This is a genomic window from Amycolatopsis sp. NPDC049868, from assembly GCF_044461365.1.
Classification (GTDB): Bacteria; Actinomycetota; Actinomycetes; order Mycobacteriales; family Pseudonocardiaceae; genus Amycolatopsis.
This window is the reverse complement of the sequence record NZ_JBITKV010000001.1, coordinates 1,162,675-1,182,604: the sequence shown is the minus strand read 5'-3', so window position 1 is coordinate 1,182,604 and position 19,930 is coordinate 1,162,675. Positions and strand designations below refer to the sequence as shown.

Here is a 19,930-nt window from a genome sequence, read left to right as displayed (position 1 = left end):
CCCGGCCCGGCCGGCGGTTACACCTCGGGTCAGGACGCGGGGTATTGGCGCTCGCGCAGCAGGCCCGCCAGGTGGATCGCGTTGCGTGCCAGGGTCGAGTTGGTCGATTCGACCGCTTCCGGTGTTTCGTCGAGGTCGTTGTAGTCCCCGCCCTTCATCGCCTCGCCGTTCCAGTAGGTCCCGCCCTGTGCGGGCACCGTGAAGCCGACGTCGTTGAGGGCCTGGAAGAGGTCGGCGGTGATCTTGTGCGCACCGTCCTCGTTGCCGACGACGGCGGTGACGCCGACCTTGCCGAACATCGAGGGCCTGCCGTCGTCGTCCGTTTCGGACAGTTCGGCGTCGAGCCGCTCCAGTACCCGCTGCGCCACACTGGACATGTGGCCGACCCAGGTCGGCGTCGAAATCAACAGGATGTCGGCGGCGGCGATCTTGCGGCGGATCACCGGCCAGGCGTCGCCGTCGCCCATGTCGGCCTCCACGCCCGGTTTGACGTCGTGGTCGACCACGCGCACGAGTTCCCCGGTGGCGCCGTGCCCGGCCAGCTCGTCCAGAAGCTGCTGCGCGATCAGCGCGCTGCTCGACGGGGCGGGGGACGGTTTGAGCGAGCACACCAGTGCGAGGGCCTTCAACGGCTGGGTCATCCTGTCCTCCTGTTCGGATCGGTGCCGAGTCCCGTATGGACGAAGCCCGCTTCGCCGACGGTCGCCGGATCCAGGAGATTCCTGGCGTCGACGACGACGGCGCGTTCGGTGGCGGCGGCGAGCCGGTCCCAGTCGAGCTCACGGAACTCGGGCCACTCGGTGAGCACGACCAGCGCCGCGGCGTCCTTCGCCACCAGGTACGGGTCGTCGACGACCTGGACGGTGTCCGGTTCGACGGCTTCGACGCCGGGGTCGTACGCGGTCAGCACCGCGCCGCTCCTGGCGAGCTCCCGCGCGACCGCGAGCGCGGGGGAATCCCGCAGATCCCCGGTTCCCGCCTTGAACGCCAGTCCGAGCAACCCGATACGGATGCCCGAGAGCGAGCCGTCCGAAACCCCGGTGATCGCGCGGCGGATCTTCCGCACCACGGCCGCCCGCTGACGGGCGTTGGCCTTCATGGCGTCACGGAGGATGCCGAAGTCGACGCCCGCGTGTTCCGCGGTCCGCAGTAGCGCGGCGGTGTCCTTGGGCAGGCACGAGCCGCCCCAGCCGGGGCCGGGAACGAGGAAGGCGGGCCCGATCCGGGAATCGAGCCCCATGAGCCGCCCGACGTCGCGGATGTCGGCGCCGTAGTGCTCGCAGAGTTCGGCGAGGACGTTCACATAGGACACTTTCAGCGCCAGGAAAGCGTTGCTGGCGTACTTCGCGAGCTCGGCGCTCGCCGGATCGGTGAACCACACCGGCGCGTTCGTCTCCCCGTACAACGCGGCCACCCGCTCCGCGGCCGTCCTGTTCCCGGGGAGCGAGCCGAGGACGACCCGGTCGGGCTTCAGGAAGTCTTCGACGGCGTGTCCCTCACGGAGGAACTCGGGATTGCTCACCACGGGCAGGTCCGGCCCGAGTGACTCCGCGAGCCGGGTTCCGGTGCCGACCGGGACGGTCGACTTCGTGACGACCACGCGGCCGGGCGTGAGCAGCCCGGGCAGCGTGGCCACGACCTCGTCCAGCATCCGGACGTCGGCGTCCCCGTCCTTTCCTTTCGGAGTGGGCAGGCACAGCAGCACGAAGTCCACATCGGACAGTTCTCGCGGCGCGCCGGTGAAGCGGAGCCGTCCGCGGCCCAGCCCGTCTCGGACCAGTTCCGTGAGCCCGGGTTCGGCGATGGTGACCTCGCCCCGGTTCAGGTTGTCCACTTTGGACAGATCGTTGTCGACGCAGACCACCTGGTGCCCCAGATGGGCGAAGCACGCCGCGCTGGTGAGCCCGACGTACCCGGCGCCGATCACCCCCACCCGCTCAACCACGGGAAGCCCCCGCCCGGAGCAGGTCCTCGGCCGCGGTGAGGACGCGCTCCTCACGCAACAGCAGCAGTCCCGGATCCGGAGCGCCGCCGTGCGGGTCGCCGACGTCCCCCACCCAGAGGACCGTATGCCGCCGGTCTCCGGCGGGCGGGCCCCAGAGCCGCGGCGGGGTCGGCCCGAACAGCAGCACCGACGGCGTCCCGTACGCGGTGGCGAGGTGGCCGACCCCGGTGTCGCCGCAGATCACCAACCGCGCCCCGGCCACGGTCGCGGCCAGTTCGGCGAGACCGCCGCCCACGAGCACCGCGTCGTCGGGAAGCCCGGCCGCCTCGACGACCGCGCGGACGAGGGGCGCTTCCGGCGCGCTTCCCGTGACGATCACCCGATGCCGGGTGGAGAGTTCCCGCGCCACCCGCGCGTACCGGTCCGGCGGCCAGCGCCGGGCTGCGAAGGCGGCACCCGGGTGGATCACCACCGCGTCCGGCGCCGGGCTGGGGCCGGGCGGCGGGGGCAGCGAGAGGTCGTCCCGGTCGGCCGGGATACGCGCGGCTTCGAGCAGACGGCACCAGCGGTCGACTTCGTGCGCCTCGGCGGGCCAGTCGGGGCCGTCGACGCCGGGGAAGTCCGGATGCCGGTGGGTGATGAGTTCGAGCGGATCCTGGGCGAGCAGGTCGTGGATGCTCTCCGGGCCGCGGCCGTGCAGGTTCACCGCCAGCCGCGGCGGCTCGCCTGGCCAGGACAGTTCGCCGAGCCCGGCCGTCGGGAGCAGCTCGTCCACGGCGTCGATCAGTTCGACGAGGTCGCGCAAACCCTCTGGAGCGGCGAGGACCAGCCGTTCGCCGTCGAAGGCGCGGCGCAGGGCCCGCAGGGCGGGGATCGCGGTGAGCAGATCCCCCAGGCCGAGGGCGCGCAACACGAGGATGCCACCGGTCACGGCCAGGACCCCTCTTCCGAAGCGCACACCACGAGTTCACGGACCTCGCAACCGGCCGGCTGGGACAGGGCGAACACCACCGACGCCGCGACGTGCTCGGGCCGGTTGAGTTTGGCGTTCGGTGGCGGCTTGTACCGCTCGGCCCGGTCGTCGAAGAACGCCGTGTGCATGCCGCCGGGGACGAGCAAGGTCACCCCGACCCGGCCCGCGAGCTCCATGGCGAGTGCCCTGGTGAAGCCGACGACGCCGAATTTCGACGCGCAGTAGGCACTCGCGTCCCCGGCGACCCGCAGCCCCAGCGTCGACGCGCAGGTCACCACCGTGCCGCTGCTCCGGCGCAGGTGCGGCAGCGCCGCGCGGACGACCGCCGCGGTGCCGAGCAGATTGACGCGGACGACGCGCTCCCAGTCCGCGGTGGACACTTCGTCGAGCGGGCCGCACGCGTCGGTCCCCGCCGCGGTGAAGACACCGTCGAGCCCGCCCGCCCGTTCGGCGAGCGCGTCGACGGCGTTCGCGGCCGCGCCGGAATCGGCCAGATCGGCTCGGACGAAGGCGACATCGGCCGCCGGTTCGGCTCGATCGACGACCAGAGGGGTGCCGCCGGCCTCGCGGACGGCTTCGACGGTCGCGGCGCCGAGGCCGGACGCGCCGCCGGTGATCAGGATGTTGCCGAGAGGGCGCATCATGCTCCTTCCGCCGCGGCCACCAGCCGGGAGGTGGAATAGCCGCGGATGGTCGGGATCAGGACGATTTCGCCACCGTGCCGCCGTACCACGGCGCTTTCGGGGAGTTCGGTGTCGGCGTAGTCGCCGCCCTTGACCCAGACGTCCGGGCGCAGGCGGTCCAGCACCGCGGCCGGATCGGGTTCGTCGAACACCACGACGGCGTCGACCGAAGTGAGTTCGGTGAGCAGCCGGGCGCGGTCGCGGGCGGTCACGATCGGCCTGCCCAGCCCTTTCAGGCCGCGCACCGAGGCATCGGAATTGAGGCAGACGACGAGGGCGTCGCCCAGGGCACGCGCCTGCCGGAGCAGGGCGGCGTGGCCGGGGTGCAGCAGATCGAAACAACCACCCGTGGCCACGAGCCTGCCTCCTCGCGCGCGGATCCGTGCCGCGACGTCGAACGCCGAAGTGCCGTGGTGGTGGGATTCCGGTTCGGGCAAAGAGTCCACTGTGGACAGTGTGGCGGCACCGCCGGTCGCGACGAACCGGGCCGCCGTCTCGACGCCGGCCGCCACGGCGTCGGCGGTGGACGCGCCGCCGAGCAACGCCGCGGTGACCGCGGACGCGAACCGATCACCCGCGCCGCAAGTGTCCTTGGCGACGATCCCCGACGGCGGCCGGAACGTCGTGCACGGTCCGCCCGCGGTCAGCACCGCGCCGTGCGCGCCCGTGGTGACGCTGACCGCGTCGGCCTTCCACAGCGCGTGCACCTGCTTCGCCAGGTCACCGGCGTCGGCGCGGGTTTCGGTGTACTGCTCGGCTTCGGCGAGATTCGGGGTGGCCAACCGGACGCCCGCGACGGGCTCGCTCCCGCGGGGATGCGGGTCCCAGACGACGGGGATGGTGCCAGCCAGTTCGGCGAGCAGCGCGCGGATCTCCGGATGACCGGTCACACCGCGGCCGTAGTCGGCGACGAGGATCGCGCCCGCCGACCGCAGCGCCTCCCGGACGCCGGAGGTGAGCGGCGAGAACTCCGCCCTGCCGTCACCGCTGTCGAGACGGATCAGTGACTGCCCCGCCGCGCGCACCCGCTTCTTGGTGACGGTGGTGCCGAGCAACGGCATCGGCACCATCCGGACCTCGCGGTCCAGCAGCCCGGTCAGGGTCCGTCCCGCCTGATCGTCACCCAGCGGGGTGACCAGCACGACCTCGGCGGTGGACCGGGCCGCGAGCAACGCGGCCAGCCCGGCACCGCCCGGCCGCCGCCATTCCCGGACCAGGTCGACGACGGGCACCGGCGCGTCCGGGCAGAGCCGGTCCGACGTGCCGTCGACGTCGATGTCCAGCAAGGCGTCGCCCAGCACGACCAGCGGCCTCACGTGGGCACCCCGAGCGCGTCGTCCAGCGCGGTGCACAGGGCGTGCACCAGCGCGAGGTGGACCTCCTGCACGGTCGCCATCGACCGCGCCTCCACTGGGATCGCGTCGGAGCACAGCGCGGCGAGCGGATTGGGGGAGGGACCGGTGATCGCCCAGGTGGTGACGCCGAGTTCATGAGCGGCCTTCGCGGCCGCGACGACGTTCTGGCTGCCCCCGCTGGTGGAAAGACAGACGAGGATGTCGCCGGGGCGGCCGTGCGCCCGCACCTGCCGTGCGAACACCTCGTGCTCGCCGTAGTCGTTGACGATGGCCGTCACGGCGGAGGTGTCCGCGTGCAGCGCGATCGCCGAGAGCGGCGGCCGGTCATTGCGGAACCGGCCCACCAGCTCCCCGGTGAGATGCTGCGTTTCGGCGGCGCTCCCGCCGTTGCCGCACGCGAGCAGCCGTCCGCCGTCGGACAGCACGGCCGCCAGCTGGTCACCCCAGTCGCGGATCTTGGGCGACCATGAAGCGGACTTCCCGGCTGCCTCGCTCAATGCTGCGAAGTGTTCTTCGATCACGACACACCTCCGAAGGTCAGGGACGGCGGACCACGAACGGTCCGAGGGCGAGCAGGTCGATGGGGGCCGAACCGAAGCACTCCAGGGCGTCCCTGGGTGAATCGACCATCGGCCTGCCCGCGGTGTTGAGGCTGGTGTTGACCACGGCGGGCACGCCGGTGCGCCGTTCGAACGCGCCGATCATCCGCGCCACGAGCGGTTCCTCGCCCGCGTCGACCGTCTGCACGCGGGCCGTACCGTCGACATGGGTGACGGCGGGGATACGGTCTCTCCATTGTGGAGAGACGTCGTGTACGAAAAGCATGTAGGGACTGGGAAGCGGGCCGCGGGAGAAGATCTCGCCCGCCCGGTCGGCGAGCACCATCGGGGCGACCGGACGGAACTGCTCGCGGCCCTTCACGTCGTTCAGCCGTTCCAGATTGGCTTCGTGTCCGGGATGCGCGAGCAGCGACCGGTGGCCCAGCGCGCGCGGACCGAACTCGGACCGGCCCTGGAACCAGGCCACGATCCGGTCTTCGGCCAGTGCTCCGGCGACGGTCTCGGCGAGGTCGTCCGGCCGCTCGTAGCGCAAGTTCGCGGTCTTGAGCGCGTTCTCCAGCTGGTCGTCGGTCCAGCCGCGGCCGAGATCCGCGCCGGTCATCGGGCCACCGCGGTCGCCGAATTCGGCGGCGAGTTCCAAAGCCGCGCCGAGCGCGGTGCCGGCGTCACCGGCGGCGGGCTGGACCCAGATCCGGTCGAACGGTCCTTCGGCGTGGAGCCGGGTGTTCGCGACGCAGTTGAGCGCGATCCCGCCCGCCAGCGCGAGGTCGGTGTGCCCGGTGTGCTGGTGGAGTTTGGCCGCCAGATCGAGCAGCACGTCTTCCAGGCACCGCTGCACGCTCGCGGTCAGATCGGCGTGGACCTGCTTCGGTTCCTGCCCCGGCTCGACGGCGGGGGCGAACGAGGTCCAGTCGATCTCGTCGGTGCGGAACCCCGTCCCGTTGGTGTGCACGCTTTCCGCGATCCGGCCGAGGAAGCGGGGTTTCCCGTACGAGGCGAGGGCCATCACCTTGTACTCGTCACTGGACCGGGCGAAACCGAGGTGCTCGGTCAGGTCCTCGTACATCAGCCCGAGCGAATGGGGAAGCCGTTGCTCGGCGAGCTCCTCGAACTTGCCGTCGCGATACTCGCCGGCGAGATAGGACGTGCTCTCGCCGCGGCCGTCGGCGACCAGCACCGCGCAGTCCCCGAACGGCGCGGCGAGCGCGGCCGAGGCGGCGTGCGCGACGTGGTGCCGGACGAAGCGGACGATCGCGGGATCCAGCCCCGGCAAGGCGGCCTTGAGGAACGCGGGAGCCCGGCGGGCGAAGTCGGTGCGGAGACATTCGTTCTTCCCGTCGTGTCCCGCCATGCCCGGTTCGACGAGCGCCGGATCGTACGAATAGCCGACCGCGTCGAGATCCTGCGCGGAGATCCCCGCCTCGGCCAGGCACCACGCGGCGGCCTCGGCCGGCTGTTCCCAAGCGGAGAACGGCACCGGCCGTTTGCCGTGTTTGCGGCGGCTGAACCGTTCTTCCTCCGCCGCCGCCACGATTTCGCCATCGACGACCAGGGCCGCGGCCGGGTCGTGGAAGACGGCGTTGACACCGAGTATGCGCACCGGGCCACCTCTCCGGTCGGGGCCGCGGGCCGTGACCCGCGCTTACCTCCGTAGCGCTACCCGGTGCGGTCGGGGATAAACGATCCGGCGGAAAAGCCCAGGACGTCGCTACTGAGCGAAGCGTCTCTCGGGGTATAGCCCGGAACCTGCCCGAGCCGTCCGCCTGGACACGCGTGTCGTCCGTCCAGTCACGCGTGTCGGCCATCCAGTCACGCGCCGGCGGCCGGGTACGGGCCCGACCTCTCCCGCGTGAACCAGGCGACGGTGCGCGGAAGTCCTTCCGCCAGCCCGATCTCCGGCTCCCAGCCGAGTTCGCGGCGGGCGCGGGAGATGTCCGGGCACCGGCGGGCCGGATCGTCGACGGCGGCGTCGACGTGTTCGATCGTGGACGCACTGCCGGTGACGGCCAGGATCTCCTCCGCGATCCGCAGCACGGTGAGCTCGTGCGGGCTGCCGAGATTCACCGGGCCGGGCACGTCGGAAGCGGCCAGCGCGATCAAGCCGCGGACGGTGTCGTCGACGTAGCAGAGGGAACGGGTCTGGTTTCCGGTGCCGCTCACGGTGAGCGGTACGCCCGCCAGCGCCTGCCCGATGAAGGTCGGGATCATGCGGCCGTCGTCGGGACGCATGCGGGGACCGTAGGTGTTGAAGATCCGCGCTATGCCGGTGTTCACGTCCCGCTCCCGGCGCATGGCCGAAGTGAGCGCCTCGGCGTACCGCTTGGCTTCGTCGTAGACGCTGCGCGGACCGATCGGGTTCACATTCCCCCAGTATTCCTCGCGCTGCGGATGCTCCCGCGGATCGCCGTAGACCTCGCTCGTCGACGCGAGGACGAATCGGGCGCCGTCGCGTTCGGCGATGTCCAGCGCCCGTTCGGTGCCGTAGGAGCCCGCGCGCAGCGTCTCCAGCGGCAGGCGGAGGTAGTCACGGGGCGAGGCGGCGGACGCCAGGTGGAAGACGACGTCGAAGGGGCCTGGCGCGGTCATCGGCGCGGTGACGTCACGGGGGAGGAGGCGGAATCCCGGACGGTCGAGGAGATGCGCCACGTTGGCCGTGACGGCGGTGGCGAAATTGTCGGCCGCGACGACCTCCGTGCCTGCCTCCAGCAGGCGTTCGCACAGATGCGAACCGACGAAACCCGCACCCCCGGTCACCAGCGCTCTGTCCATGGCGACGGGCTACCCGGTGCGGGCCCGGGAAAAACCGTGTGAACCCGGACATGCCGGGTAAGCCTCCGATATGCGTGCATTGGTTATCGGCTGGGCCAGTTTCCGCCACGGCGAGGCGACCGCGGGGGACGTGCTCAGCCTGCGCAGGGTCGACGAGGCGTTGTCCACCATGGGCTTGCCGCACGATCTCGCGTGGAGCCCGGTCTACCGGCCGGGGGACATCGACTACGAACAGGTGGATCCGGCCCGGTACAGCCACGTGGTCTTCGTCTGCGGACCGGCGCACGGATGGCAGGTCCGGGAGGTGCACCGGAGGTTCGCCCATTGCCGGCGGATCGCGGTCGGGGTTTCGGTGATCGATCCGGAGGACGACACGGTCACCGGCTTCGACGAGGTGTTCGCGCGGGATCGGGACAAGATCGGCACGCCGGATCTCTCCCTCGGTGTGCCGACCGACGAGGTGCTGGTGACCGGTGTGATCCTGGCGCCCCCGCAACGGGAGTACGGCGATTCCGGCCGCCATGCGGAGGTGCACGCGTCGGTGCGGAAGTGGATCGCCGGGGTGGACTGCGCCCGGGTGCCGCTCGACACGCGGCTGGCGTCGTCGGATTGGGAACGCTGCGAGACACCGGACCAGTTCATGTCGATCCTGTCGCATCTGGATGTCGTGGTCACGACGCGGCTGCACGGCCTGGTGCTGAGCCTTCAGGCGGGGGTGCCGGCACTGGCCATCGACCCGGTCGATGGCGGCGGCAAGGTCACCGCCCAGGCCGACGCGCTCGGCTGGCCCGCGCTCGTCCCGGCCGAAGAAGCGGGTGATCGGGACATGCTCGACTCCTGGTGGTGCTGGTGTTCTTCGGTGCAGGGCCGGGCGGTGGCCGCGCTCCGCGCGCTGCCCGCCGACAATGGGCTCATGCGGGACATGGTGAAGGCGCTGAAAACCAGGCCGGTGCGATGAGCGCCGCCGCGACGACGGTGGTGATCGCCACCCGCGACCGGGCACCGGAACTGGAACGGACATTGCGAGAGCTGACGGCGTTGCGGCCGCCACCGCCGATCGTGGTGGTGGACAACGGGTCGTCCGACGGCACGGCGGCAAGGGCCGCCGCGTTCCACGGTGTCCGGGTGGTCCGGTTGCCGCGCAACATCGGTGTGGCGGCGCGGAATCTCGGCGTCGCGGTGGCCCGGACGCCGTATGTCGCCTTCAGTGACGACGATTCCTGGTGGGCCGAAGACGCGCTCGCCGAGGCCGAACGGATTCTCGATACCCACGACGACATCGGCCTGGTGGCCGCGAAAACCCTGGTGGGCGAGGAAGAACGGGAGGATCCGGTCGTCTCGATGATGGCCGCGAGCCCGCTCGGCAGGCCCGAGGGGCTTCCCGGACCGGCCGTGCTCGGGTTCCTCGCCTGTTCCGCGATCGTCCGGCGGTCCGCGTACCTGCAGGCCGCCGGCTTCCACCCGCTGCTGCGTTTCGGTGCGGAGGAGCGCTTGCTGTCCTATGACCTGGCGGCGCGCGGGTGGTGGCTCTGTTACGTGGAGGCGGTGCGCGCGCACCATCATCCGTCTCCGGTGCGGCCGTCGCCGTCTTGGCGGGAGCGCGCCGAACTCCGCAACCGCATGCTGATCACGGTGATGAGACGGCCCGTACGCCGGTGCCTCGCCGAGGCGTTCCGCGCACTGGCCAGGGTGCCGAGGGAGCCACGGGTGCTCGGCGCGCTCGCCGGGGCCCTGCGCCGCCTGCCGTGGGCGCTCGCCAACAGACGACGGCTGCCCGCTTCGGTGGAGCACCGGATCCGGGTTCTGGAGCACGCCCATGGAGGATGAAGTGAAGGACCGGATCACGGTCGTGGTGATCACGCACGACCGTCGCGCGCAGCTGTTGGAGACGCTCGCCTCGATGACCGCGTTACCCGACGCGGCGCCGATCGTGGTGGTGGACAACGCTTCCACCGATGGCACCGCGGACGCCGTCGAAGAACGGTTCCCCGCGATCCGGCTGATCCGCGCGCCGCGGAACCTCGGCGCCGTCGCGCGCAATCTCGCCGTGCGCGAAGTGGAGACACCGTATGTGGCCTTTTGCGACGACGACACCCGATGGCAGCCCGGATCCCTGCGCCGCGCCGCCGACCGGCTCGACGCGTTTCCGGGGCTGGGCGTGGTGACCGGCCGGTGCCTGGTGGAGCCGGCGCTGACCGAGGACCCGATCACCCCGGAACTGCGCCATTCACCGGTCCCCGGCCCGGAATGGCTGCCCGGTCCCGCTCTGCTGGGCGTCATGGCGGGACTGTCGGCCGTCCGCGTCCGCGCGTTCCACGACGTCGGCGGGTTCTCCGACCGGATGTGGCTCGGGGGAGAGGAGGAGCTGTTCGCCCTCGACCTCGCGAGCAAGGGATGGTGGATGTGCTGGGACGAGGAGATGGTGATCCATCACGCTCCCTCGCCCGTCCGCGATCTGCGACGGCGCCGTCAGCTCGGTATCCGGAACACACTGTGGACGTTGTGGCTGCGGCGCCCGCTCGGCAGCGTCCTGCGCCGGATGGTCACGGTGCTGCGTTCGGCGCCCTTCGACCGGGCGACGTTCGCGGCCGTGGCCGAAGCGGTACGGGGGATTCCGTGGGTGGTGCGGGAACGGGCGGTCGTCCCGGCGGCGGTCGAGCGGGGGCTGGTACTGCTGGAGGAGTCGCAGCGGAACTCGGTCGCGCGGCGGTACGTGGGGTGACGCCGGGCGCTTTCCGGACCTCAGGAAGGTGAAACGGCGGCCGCCACTTCCGTCTTCCCGGTCAGAACGCGCCCATAAGCGCGCAAGCAATCCGAAGCGACCCTGTCCCAGGAATACCGGGCCCGCACCCGGTCGGCCCCGGCCAGCCCGAACGACTCACGCGACGAAGCGTCACCGAGGAGGCGTCGCAGCGCGGCCGCCAGCTCCGCGGGGTTGCGCGGAGGGACCAGCATCCCGGTGACCCCGTCGACGACGGTGTCGATCAGCCCGCCGACAGCGGTCGCCACGACCGGGACGCCACAGGCCATCGCCTCCAGCGGCACGATGCCGAACGGCTCGTACCAAGGGGTGCAGACCACCGCGTCGGCGGAGCGCAGGAGGGCGGGCATCTGTTCGCGCGACACGAGCCCGGGCAGGTGTACGCGGTCACCGACGCCGGCCCGGTCGGCGATCGCCCGCAACCGCCGGACCTCCGGCGCCTTGGCGAGCGGCCCCTGGTCCGGGCCTCCCACGATGACCAGTTCCGTGTCCGGGAGCGAAGGCAGCGCGGCGATGGCGAGGTCGAAACCCTTGCGCGGGACCAGCCTGCCGACGCTGACGATCCGGCGCCGAGCCGTCCGGCGGGCGACCTCGCCATCCGGGGTGAACGTGGTCAGGTCGACTCCACAAGGGACGACGGAAGCACGTGAACGCGGCAGCCCCATCCGGACGAGTTCGAAGACCTCGTCCGAGCACGTCGCGATCACGCGGCCCGCCTGTTTGGCGATCATCCGCTCCAGCCGGATCCGCTCGGGCGGGCTCGTGTCGGCCTTGCCCTGATAGCGGCGTTTCACCACGCCCAGCGCGTGAAAGGTCTGGGCCACCGGGATGCCGAGATCCTTCGCCGCGAGAATCGACGCCAGGCCGGACATCCAGAAATGCGCGTGGACGACGTCCGGCCGGTCCTTGGCCCAGCGGGACCGCAGCACCCGGCCGAACTCGCCCATATGCGGCAGCAGCTCGTCCTTCGGAAGCTTTTTCGCCGGTCCCGCCGGAACGTGGACGACGCGGTAGCCGTCCGGTGTCCCGACGGTCGCGGGGACACGGCGGTTGTCGCGACGCGTGTAGACGGTGACGTCGTGTCCCTGCCTGCTCAGCGCCGCGGAAAGCGCTGCGACGTGGACATTCTGACCCCCGGCGTCCGCTCCGCCCATGGCGGCGAGCGGGCTCGCGTGCTCGGAAACCATCGCGATCCTCATCGGGCTCCCTCCCTCCGCCTCCGGCGGAATCAAGCGGTCACTTCGGCCAGCAGGGCGTCCCAGCGCGTGAGGAACGCGTCGAGCCCGTAGTGGCTCACCGCGAACTCCCGCGCGGCTTTCCCTGCCAGCACGGCGAAATCGGGTTCGTGGACGAGTTCGCGGTACGCCTTCGCCAGCGTCTTGATGTCCGTCGAGACGGCGCCGGCGTCCGGCGGGACCGCGAGTACCGCTTCGGTGGTCGCCAGTGCCACGACCGGCATGCCCAGATGCATCGCTTCGAGCAGCGAAAGCCCCAGCGACGTCCACCGCGCGGTGTGCAGGTAGACGCGTCTCCTGGCCACTTCGGCGTGCAGCTCCCGGCTCCGCAGGTCGCCCGCGGGACAGACCGCGGGGTGACGGCCGTCGAGTTCTCCGGCGCCGATCCCGTACACGTCGACCGGCGCGATCTCGGCGAAGGCGGGGAGCAGATCGGTTCCGGTGATCCGGCCGCGCCGCGCGGGTTCGTTGATCATGGCCGCGCCGTGGGGCAGTTCCCCGGTGTACCGCTCGCCGGGATCGGGGATCCCGTGCGGGACGACCACCGTGGGCGCGAGGCCGGAGTCCCACATCAATTCGTTGAAATGGGTCACGTGGACCAGCGGGATGTCGTCACGATCGGCCAGCGGGTGCCGGGAGGTGGCCGCGTGCTCCCGGGGCGTGTTGTGCTCGACGTAGACGGCGGGCACCTCCTTGCCGGGGCGGCGGCGCAGCCACCGCGCGGCCAGGTGGATCTCCTCGGGCCGCTGGAGGATCACGGCGTCGACGTCGAGATCCTCCAGATCGTCTACCGGGACCTCGTGGGCGGACGGCCAGTCACGGCCACTGAGTCCTCGGCCCCACGGCCCACCTTCGGCGAGCACCGGCAGGTAACACCGATGTCCGCCTCGGACGAAGGATTCGGTCCACGAACCGTGCACGTGCCACAGGAGAATCCGGAGTGGGGCCGTTTTCGTCATACCCGCCAGGTTGCCCGTTGTGGACGGACTAAACGTTTTCCGTTGTCTTGCTTTGCTTCCGCTGGGAAACGCGAGTGGCGGTGACGCCCACCACGAGTGCCATGAAGGCGGTCGCCGCGTGGAGGACGTTGTCGGCCCAGTTGAGGTTGACCGCGTCACCGCCGGAATCGGTTCCCGCCGAGAGGACGCCGAATGCGGTCAAACCCGTGAACGCGACGAAAACCAGCCAGCTGTAGGCCGGGATCGCGGACGGTTTGACCACCGCGACCAGACCGAGGACGCCGATCACGGTGCGGATGACGTCGAGCATGCCTGTCGCGCTGAAGATCCAGAGCGTGTTTTCGCCGACCTCGTTCGCCTCGGGGAGGAAGAAGAAGCCGAGCACACCCAGCACGAGATGGACCAGCGCGATGACCAGCACCACCGGTCGCAGAAGGAAGCCAGTCGTACGTAGGTTCATCGGAAAGCCTCCGTTTCGCCGCGAGCTCCTCGGGTACCCCATGGAGCCGTTGTGAAACGGGTGCGTCCCGCGACACGCCTCAATCGCCGGACTGCGGGTCGGTGTCGTCGTGAGGGTCGCCGGACGACGTGCCCTGCTCACCTCGGGTCTCTTCGCGGTCTTCCTCGTCCAGTTTCTCGCCGTCGGTGGAATCGCCCTTGACGGGGCCGGTGTCCATGAGACTCTCCTTCGCTCGCTTTCCCTGCGGTTACCCGTTTTCTCCCGCCCTAACCCGGCGCGGACCACTGTGGACGTTTGGCGCCGCACGGCCGGGGTAGCCGGGAGCAACTACGGCGAACCGGAGGGAAAATGACCGCGATCTCCCAGGCGGCAACGATTCCACTCGTCCCGGCGCGGCCATGGCTGCTGCGGCCGCCGGGGGTCTACCGTCCGCAACACGACACCTGGTTGCTGGCGAGCGCGTTGAGCGCTTCGGGAATGTCCCGCGGAGCGAGAGTCCTCGACCTCTGCACCGGCACCGGCGCCCTCGCGCTGACGGCCGCGGCGCACGGCGCGAGATCGGTGACCGCCGTGGACGTCTCGCGGCGAGCGCTGGCCGCGGTGTGGGTGAATTCGCGGCTGCGTGGCCTTCCGGTCCGGCCGCTTCGTGGCGGCCTGGCCGAAGCGGCTCGCGGTGGACCGTTCGACGTCGTGCTGGCGAACCCGCCGTACGTACCCTCGCCGGTGCCCGCCACCGGGGCCGCGCGGGCGTGGGACGCCGGACCGGACGGCCGGATCGTGCTCGATCAGGTCTGTGCCCAGGCGGCCACGTTGGTGGCGCCGGGCGGGTACCTGATGATGGTCCACTCCGTGGTCTCCGGCCCCGGCACGTCGTTGGCGCAGTTGCGGGCGGCGGGATTGACGCCGTCGGTGGTCGCCATCCGATCGATCCCCTTCGGACCCGTCATGCGGGCAAGGGCGGCCTTTCTCGAAGCGGCGGGCCTGATCGAGGCCGGCCAGTGCGATGAGGAACTGGTGGTGATCCGTGCCGACCGGCCGTAGGACCAGGGTCCGGCTCGAACCCGGCGGGCCCCTCCTGGTGGAGGGGCCGGTCGAGGTCGTCACCGACGACGGCGAGACGGTGACCTCGGATCGTTTCGTGGTCGCCCTCTGCACGTGCCGCCGCAGCAAACGCCACCCGTTCTGCGACACCAGCCACCGCCGCCGGTCACGGCAAGGGATGCAGCGGCCTGATCAGTGAACTCTCCCCGGCCCGCCAAGCGCCGAGCAGATGCTCGGTCAGCCGGGTTTCCAGCAGGTCGGTGGCCTGGATGCCCAGTGCGACGTCCGCCGCCAGTTCCGGTTCCCGGTCGAGCAGATCGCCGACGACGTCGTGCCGCAGCACCTGCTCGTGTACCGCGTCGGCCTCGATGTGCTCGGTATAGAAGTAGCGGCATTCCGGTGCCGCACCAAGGCGTTCCAACGCCTGGTCCAGGCGCCTGGCGGCGGGCGCGGTGGTGATCTCGGCGGCGGCGAAATGCCCGACGAGCGCCCCGCGCAGGCCCCGGTGCAGGCCGAACAGCGACATCATGTTCACCGTCGCGAGCATGCACGCGGGGACGTGATCGACGTAGGCGAGGTAGCCGTCCGACAGGCCGGCCGCGGTCAGCAGATCCCCGAACAGCCGGGAGTGCGCCTGATCGGCCCGCCCGCCGCCGAACTCGTCGAACTCCACGGCGACCAGCGCGGCCTTGGCCCTGCCCCGCAGCCGAGGGATCACCCACGCGTGGGGATCGGCCTCCTTGAGGTGGTAGATCGACCGATGCGCGAAGTATTCCTCGACGTGCCACCATTCGCCCTCGTCACGGAGGAAATGGGAAACGCCGCCGCCTTCGACCGGTTCGACGAGCAACTCGTCCAGCAGCCCGCCGACGTCGTCCCCGCCGGGCACGGCGGCGCGGATGCCGTCGAGGAACACGTGCTCCAGAACGGACCGGAAGGCGAGCAGGCGGGCATCCCACTCCCACTCCGAGTCGACACCGTCGAAGCCCTGGTAGTGGAGTTCGTAGCAGACGTGCAGCGCCAGCTGAAGGTCTTCACCGAAGGGATCGGCGCCGGTCGCCACTTCGGGATCGAAATCATCCCGGCGGCCACCCGCCAGGGTGTCCACCACCGCGGCCGAAAGCGGGCCACGGATCTCGGGCAGCCTCGCGGCCACGTCATGGTCGATCGTCGTCATGCCGCGTGAGTACCCGATCTAGGCGTGCGGAACCGTCTCTTCGGTCAGCATCCGCAACACCGCGATCTCTCCGTCGGCGGCGGCCCGCCGCTGCCGTTCGGCGCCGGTGCCCTCCCGTTCCAGACGGCCGAGAAGGGTGCGGACGAGGTCCGCGTCTCCCGTGTCCTCCAGCGCTCGTGCGGTATGTGCCAGCAGCGCGGCGACCCGGTCGCCCACCGGGACCGGCTTTCCCGCGACCGGGTCGACGGCCTGCCCCGAAAGCCCGTGACGCGCGGCGGACCACACGGCCGCGGCGGCGATCTGCGGATCCAGCGGCGCGGCCTCCACCCCGTGGTCCAGTTCGGTGAGAGCGGTGCGCACCAGCGCACGGGTCAGCAGTCCCTGCAGGACGGCTTCGTCCACTGTGGACGCGGTGTCGGCGGCGCGGACCTCGACGGTCGGCCACCGCGCGGACGGCCTCGCGAGCCAGAAGGTCTGGTTCTCGTCAACCAGGACCCCGCAGTCCACCAGCTTCCCGACCTGTTCCTCGTAAGCGGCGGCGTCCACGAAGTACGGGGCGATACCCGAGCCGGGGAAACGGCTCTGCTCCACCATGCGCCAGCTCTCGTAGCCGGTGTCGCGGCCGCCCTCGAAGGGCGAATTACCCGACAACGCCAGCAACGTGGGCAGCCATTCACCCAGATGGTTCACCACAGCGACCGCGGTCTCCCGATCGGGCACGCCGACGTGCACGTGGCATCCGCAGGCCTCGTAAGCCTTGACCACACCGGCGTACAGCGCGTCGACCTTGCCGAAGCGGTCGACGGCGTCGTAGTCGCGATCGGGCGATCGGCGCGGGGGAGTGCCGGCGGCGATGATGGCGCAATCCTCGCCCGCGGCCGCTTCGGCGAGTGTGCGGCGACCCGCGGTCAGTTGCTCGTACAGCTCGTCGGCGGTGTCGCAGACGCCGGTGGCGGCCTCGATCTGGGTCGGCCGCAGCTCCCGGTGGACCGCCGCGCCGTCCGGCAGCGGACAGCAGATCCGGTGCCGTTCGAGCACGGCTTCGGCCCGGGGGCAGCTCACCCCGGTCCTGGGATCGACCAGCAGGAACTCCTCTTCGATGCCGATACCGGTCATCACCGCTCCCGCTTCTCGGGCAGCGCTCGCACGGCCGGTCCCTGGATCACCGACCCGTCCAGCCCGAACCTCGAACCGTGGCAAGGGCAATCCCACGTCTTCTCCGCGTTGTTGAACGCGACGAGACAGCCGAGATGGGTGCAGTGGGCGCCGACGGCGTGCAGTTCACCGCCCGGATCGCGGTAGGCGGCGACGAGTTCGCCGCCGTCACGGGTCACCTTCGCCTCGCCGGGCGTGAGTTCGTCCAGGGAAGCCGGTTTGCGCAACGCGCTGAGATGATCGCCCACCAGGAATTTCGCCACGGTGGCGTTGTTCTCCACGGTCGAGATCGCCGACCGGAGGTCGAAACGGTTCGGGTCGTACAGGCCCGCCGACGGGTTGTCGCGTCCGGTCAGCAGATCCGCGAGCAGTAGCCCGGCCGCGGTGCCGCCGGTCATGCCCCACTGGCCGAAGCCGGTCGCGACCCAGACGTGACGGCTCGCCGGGTGATAACGCCCGACGTACGGTACGGAGTCCAAAGTGGATAGATCGTGCGCGGACCACCGGTGGGTGATCCGGTGCAGACCGGCGTGCTCGCTCGCCCAGGTGGCCAGCCGTTCGTATCGGCTCTCGACGTCGACGGAGTCACCGACCCGGTAGTGCTCGCCGCCCACGACCGCGTACGGGACGCCGTCGTTGAGGTAGCTCCGCACGGAGTGGTGGGTGTCGGCGTCCAGGTACATCCCCTCGGGCGGGTGATTTCCCGCGACCGGCCCGGCGACCACCAGATCGCGGACCGGATCGAGCCGGGCGAAGAACAGGCCGCGGTCGAACACGGGGTAGTGGGTCGCCACCACGACCTCCTCGGCGCGCACGTCACCCGAACTGGTGCGCACCTTGGTCCCGCCGAGTTCGTCGAGACCTTCCGCGCGGACACCCTCGACGATCGTCCCGCCCGCGCGTTCGATCTCGCCGGCCAGCGTGAGCAGCCAGCGGCGCGGGTGGAAATGCGCCTGCGACGCGAATTTGACCGCGCCGAGGGCGGGCACGTCGAGGTCGACCTCGGTGACGTAGGAGGCCGGAAGACCCGCCTCCGCGGCCGCTTCCGCCTCTCGTTCGAGGCTTTCGACGGTTTCGGGCCTGGTCGTGTAGACGAAGCCGTCGGCGCGGGTGAATCCGCAGTCGATGCCGAGTTCGGCCGCGGCCGCCGCGATCCAGTCCAGGGCGGCGGCCTGCGTGTACGCGTACATCGCGGCGGCTTCGGTGCCCTTGGTCTTGGCCAGCGTGGCGTACTTGAGCCCGTGCTGGGTGCTGATCTTCGCGGTGGTGTGGCCGGAGACCCCCGCCGCGAGACGGCCGGCCTCCAGCACCAGGACCGAGCGCCCGGCCCTCGCCAGCCGGTACGCCGTGGTGAGCCCGGCGATACCGCCGCCGAGGACGGCGACGTCGACGTTCGGCGGCAATGGCGTGCCGGTGCGATCGGGAGCGGGCGCCGTGTCGAGCCACAATGAACGCGTTCCGGGCAACTCCGTCATGAGAGCCGGTTTCCCTCGGGGCGGGGCGGGCAAACCACGGCCGTCCTGGTTTTCCGGCCCACCCGAGCGGGTAGCACTGGCCTATGACCATATCCTCCAGGCCTCCAGGGGAAAAGAACATCTTCGTCATCGGTCTCGACGACGCCAACGACGAAGTGCTGAGACGAACCCCCGGTGCCGACCGGTACCGCTTCCATGCCTTGCTCTCACCGGACGAGCTCCAGCACGGCGAGATCCCGATCGTCGAACTCGTGAAGAAGGCGGAGGCGTATCTGGACGCCTTTTCCGAACCGATCGACGCGATCGTCAGCTACTGGGACTTCCCATCCTCGACGATGGTGGCGATGCTGTGCGAGAAGTACGGTCTCCCGGGAGTTTCCCTGGAGGCGGTGCTGAAATGCGAGCACAAGTACTGGAGCCGCCTCGAACAGGCGAAGGTGATCGACGAGGTACCGTCGTTCGGCATCGTCGATCTGGACCAGGACGACCCCCGCCCGCCCGAGGGTGTCGGCTACCCCATGTGGCTCAAGCCGGTGAAGTCGTTTTCTTCGGAGCTGGCCTTCCACGTCGCCGACGACGACGAGTTCGACAAGGCGGTCGCCGAGATCCGGGCGGGGGTCGACCGGGTCGGCAAACCCTTCGAACGCGTCCTCGCCACGGTCGACCTCCCCGCGGAGGTGGCGAACGCCGGTGGAGCCGCGTGCCTCGCCGAAGGAGAGCTCAACGGGGTGCAGGCCGCGACCGAAGGATATGTCTACAAAGGACACGTCACGGTCTACGGTGTGCTCGATTCGATCAACTACCCCGATTCGACGTCCTTCCTGCGGCATCAGTACCCGTCGCAGCTGCCCGAGGACGCCGTCGAGCGGATGAAGGAGATCTCCGTCCGTGTGATGGAGCAGATCGGCTTCGACAACGCGACGTTCAGCATCGAGTTCTTCTGTCATCCCGAATCCGGGCAGGCCTGCCTGCTGGAGATCAACCCGCGGCATTCGCAGTCCCACGCGGAGCTGTTCGAGTACGTCGACGGGGTGGCGAACCACCAGATCATGGTCCGGCTGGGTCTCGGCCAGGATCCCGGAGCGCGCCGGAACCGGGGCGACTACCGGATCGCGGGCAAGTGGTACCACCGCCGGTTCCGCGACGGGCTGGTCACCCGGGTGCCCACCCGCGCCGAGATCGCCGACCTGGAGGCGGAGATCCCCGGCGTGAAGATCGAACCGGTGGCCGAGAAGGGGATCCGGCTGTCCGATCTGCCCGAACAGGACAGCTACAGCTACGAACTCGCGCACCTCTTCGTCGCGGCGCAGACCGAACGGGAGATGGAGAGCAAGTACCGCCGGTGCGTCGAGGCGCTGCGGTTCGACTTCGAGGAGGGATAG

At 70.5% G+C, this 19,930-nt stretch carries 21 protein-coding genes; 6 read left to right on the top strand and 15 right to left on the bottom strand.

Annotation, left to right across the window (positions count from 1 at the left end):
- Positions 1-29: 29 nt before the first annotated feature.
- The 8 genes from ACIBTM_RS05685 to ACIBTM_RS05650 form a co-directional block, all read right to left on the bottom strand.
- Positions 30-641: a flavodoxin family protein gene (locus ACIBTM_RS05685; protein ID WP_395875367.1), complete on the bottom strand. Its 612-nt coding sequence runs from the start codon at positions 639-641 to the stop codon at positions 30-32.
- Entirely contained in the window at positions 638-1,945 is a 1,308-nt protein-coding gene (locus ACIBTM_RS05680; RefSeq protein WP_395875366.1) for a UDP-glucose dehydrogenase family protein, read from the bottom strand. Before ACIBTM_RS05680 ends, ACIBTM_RS05685 begins: the two co-directional genes overlap by 4 nt.
- Positions 1,938-2,876, bottom strand: a complete 939-nt coding sequence (locus ACIBTM_RS05675; protein ID WP_395875365.1) for a glycosyltransferase family 9 protein — start codon at positions 2,874-2,876, stop codon at positions 1,938-1,940. Before ACIBTM_RS05675 ends, ACIBTM_RS05680 begins: the two co-directional genes overlap by 8 nt.
- Positions 2,873-3,559 carry an SDR family oxidoreductase gene (locus tag ACIBTM_RS05670; RefSeq protein ID WP_395875800.1) on the bottom strand — a complete coding sequence of 229 codons (687 nt, stop codon included), beginning with the start codon at positions 3,557-3,559 and terminating at the stop codon, positions 2,873-2,875. Before ACIBTM_RS05670 ends, ACIBTM_RS05675 begins: the two co-directional genes overlap by 4 nt.
- Positions 3,559-4,917, bottom strand: coding sequence for a PfkB family carbohydrate kinase (locus ACIBTM_RS05665; protein WP_395875364.1), 1,359 nt, complete (start codon positions 4,915-4,917; stop codon positions 3,559-3,561). The genes ACIBTM_RS05670 and ACIBTM_RS05665 overlap by 1 nt, the downstream gene beginning before the upstream one ends.
- Positions 4,914-5,477 (bottom strand): SIS domain-containing protein, encoded by a 564-nt coding sequence (locus tag ACIBTM_RS05660; RefSeq protein ID WP_395875363.1) that lies wholly within the window; start codon positions 5,475-5,477, stop codon positions 4,914-4,916. The genes ACIBTM_RS05665 and ACIBTM_RS05660 overlap by 4 nt, the downstream gene beginning before the upstream one ends.
- Positions 5,478-5,493: 16 nt before the next feature.
- Complete coding sequence (locus tag ACIBTM_RS05655; protein WP_395875362.1) at positions 5,494-7,116, bottom strand: carbamoyltransferase; 1,623 nt, start codon at positions 7,114-7,116, stop codon at positions 5,494-5,496.
- A gap of 209 nt (positions 7,117-7,325) precedes the next feature.
- Entirely contained in the window at positions 7,326-8,285 is a 960-nt protein-coding gene (locus ACIBTM_RS05650; protein WP_395875360.1) for an NAD-dependent epimerase/dehydratase family protein, read from the bottom strand.
- A 70-nt stretch (positions 8,286-8,355) separates the two neighbouring features.
- Between ACIBTM_RS05650 and ACIBTM_RS05645 the strand changes: the two genes are divergently transcribed.
- From ACIBTM_RS05645 to ACIBTM_RS05635, 3 genes are read left to right on the top strand one after another with little or no spacing between them, the layout of a single operon-like run.
- The gene (locus tag ACIBTM_RS05645; protein WP_395875359.1) at positions 8,356-9,243 is read left to right on the top strand and encodes a polysaccharide pyruvyl transferase family protein; all 888 of its coding nucleotides are present in this window, start codon (positions 8,356-8,358) and stop codon (positions 9,241-9,243) included.
- Positions 9,240-10,112, top strand: coding sequence for a glycosyltransferase family 2 protein (locus tag ACIBTM_RS05640; protein ID WP_395875358.1), 873 nt, complete (start codon positions 9,240-9,242; stop codon positions 10,110-10,112). Before ACIBTM_RS05645 ends, ACIBTM_RS05640 begins: the two co-directional genes overlap by 4 nt.
- The gene (locus tag ACIBTM_RS05635) at positions 10,102-11,007 is read left to right on the top strand and encodes a glycosyltransferase family 2 protein (protein WP_395875357.1); all 906 of its coding nucleotides are present in this window, start codon (positions 10,102-10,104) and stop codon (positions 11,005-11,007) included. The genes ACIBTM_RS05640 and ACIBTM_RS05635 overlap by 11 nt, the downstream gene beginning before the upstream one ends.
- Before the next feature lie 20 nt (positions 11,008-11,027).
- Here ACIBTM_RS05635 and ACIBTM_RS05630 read toward each other — a convergent pair whose 3' ends face one another.
- The 4 genes from ACIBTM_RS05630 to ACIBTM_RS05615 all read right to left on the bottom strand — a co-directional run bounded on the left by ACIBTM_RS05630 (position 11,028) and on the right by ACIBTM_RS05615 (position 13,917).
- Positions 11,028-12,245: a glycosyltransferase gene (locus tag ACIBTM_RS05630; RefSeq protein WP_395875356.1), complete on the bottom strand. Its 1,218-nt coding sequence runs from the start codon at positions 12,243-12,245 to the stop codon at positions 11,028-11,030.
- A gap of 29 nt (positions 12,246-12,274) precedes the next feature.
- Complete coding sequence (locus ACIBTM_RS05625) at positions 12,275-13,240, bottom strand: glycosyltransferase (protein ID WP_395875355.1); 966 nt, start codon at positions 13,238-13,240, stop codon at positions 12,275-12,277.
- 28 nt (positions 13,241-13,268) lie between these two features.
- Positions 13,269-13,700: a DUF4383 domain-containing protein gene (locus ACIBTM_RS05620; RefSeq protein WP_395875354.1), complete on the bottom strand. Its 432-nt coding sequence runs from the start codon at positions 13,698-13,700 to the stop codon at positions 13,269-13,271.
- Positions 13,701-13,779: 79 nt separating this feature from the next.
- On the bottom strand, positions 13,780-13,917 hold the full coding sequence (locus ACIBTM_RS05615) for a hypothetical protein (RefSeq protein ID WP_395875353.1): 138 nt from the start codon (positions 13,915-13,917) through the stop codon (positions 13,780-13,782).
- A 131-nt stretch (positions 13,918-14,048) separates the two neighbouring features.
- On the opposite strand from ACIBTM_RS05615, the gene ACIBTM_RS05610 reads away from it, so the two are divergent.
- Positions 14,049-14,741, top strand: a complete 693-nt coding sequence (locus ACIBTM_RS05610) for a methyltransferase (protein ID WP_395875352.1) — start codon at positions 14,049-14,051, stop codon at positions 14,739-14,741.
- Entirely contained in the window at positions 14,725-14,940 is a 216-nt protein-coding gene (locus tag ACIBTM_RS05605; RefSeq protein ID WP_395875351.1) for a CDGSH iron-sulfur domain-containing protein, read from the top strand. The genes ACIBTM_RS05610 and ACIBTM_RS05605 overlap by 17 nt, the downstream gene beginning before the upstream one ends.
- Here the strand turns inward: ACIBTM_RS05605 and ACIBTM_RS05600 are convergent.
- Genes ACIBTM_RS05600 through ACIBTM_RS05590 form a run of 3 tightly spaced genes read right to left on the bottom strand, consistent with a single transcriptional unit; the run spans position 14,908 to position 18,548 of the window.
- The gene (locus ACIBTM_RS05600) at positions 14,908-15,918 is read right to left on the bottom strand and encodes an iron-containing redox enzyme family protein (protein ID WP_395875350.1); all 1,011 of its coding nucleotides are present in this window, start codon (positions 15,916-15,918) and stop codon (positions 14,908-14,910) included. The genes ACIBTM_RS05605 and ACIBTM_RS05600 overlap by 33 nt on opposite strands.
- A gap of 18 nt (positions 15,919-15,936) precedes the next feature.
- Positions 15,937-17,034: a glutamate--cysteine ligase gene (locus ACIBTM_RS05595; protein ID WP_395875349.1), complete on the bottom strand. Its 1,098-nt coding sequence runs from the start codon at positions 17,032-17,034 to the stop codon at positions 15,937-15,939.
- On the bottom strand, positions 17,034-18,548 hold the full coding sequence (locus ACIBTM_RS05590; protein ID WP_395875348.1) for an FAD-dependent oxidoreductase: 1,515 nt from the start codon (positions 18,546-18,548) through the stop codon (positions 17,034-17,036). The genes ACIBTM_RS05595 and ACIBTM_RS05590 overlap by 1 nt, the downstream gene beginning before the upstream one ends.
- Positions 18,549-18,631: 83 nt before the next feature.
- Between ACIBTM_RS05590 and ACIBTM_RS05585 the strand changes: the two genes are divergently transcribed.
- Positions 18,632-19,930 (top strand): acetyl-CoA carboxylase biotin carboxylase subunit family protein, encoded by a 1,299-nt coding sequence (locus ACIBTM_RS05585; RefSeq protein WP_395875347.1) that lies wholly within the window; start codon positions 18,632-18,634, stop codon positions 19,928-19,930.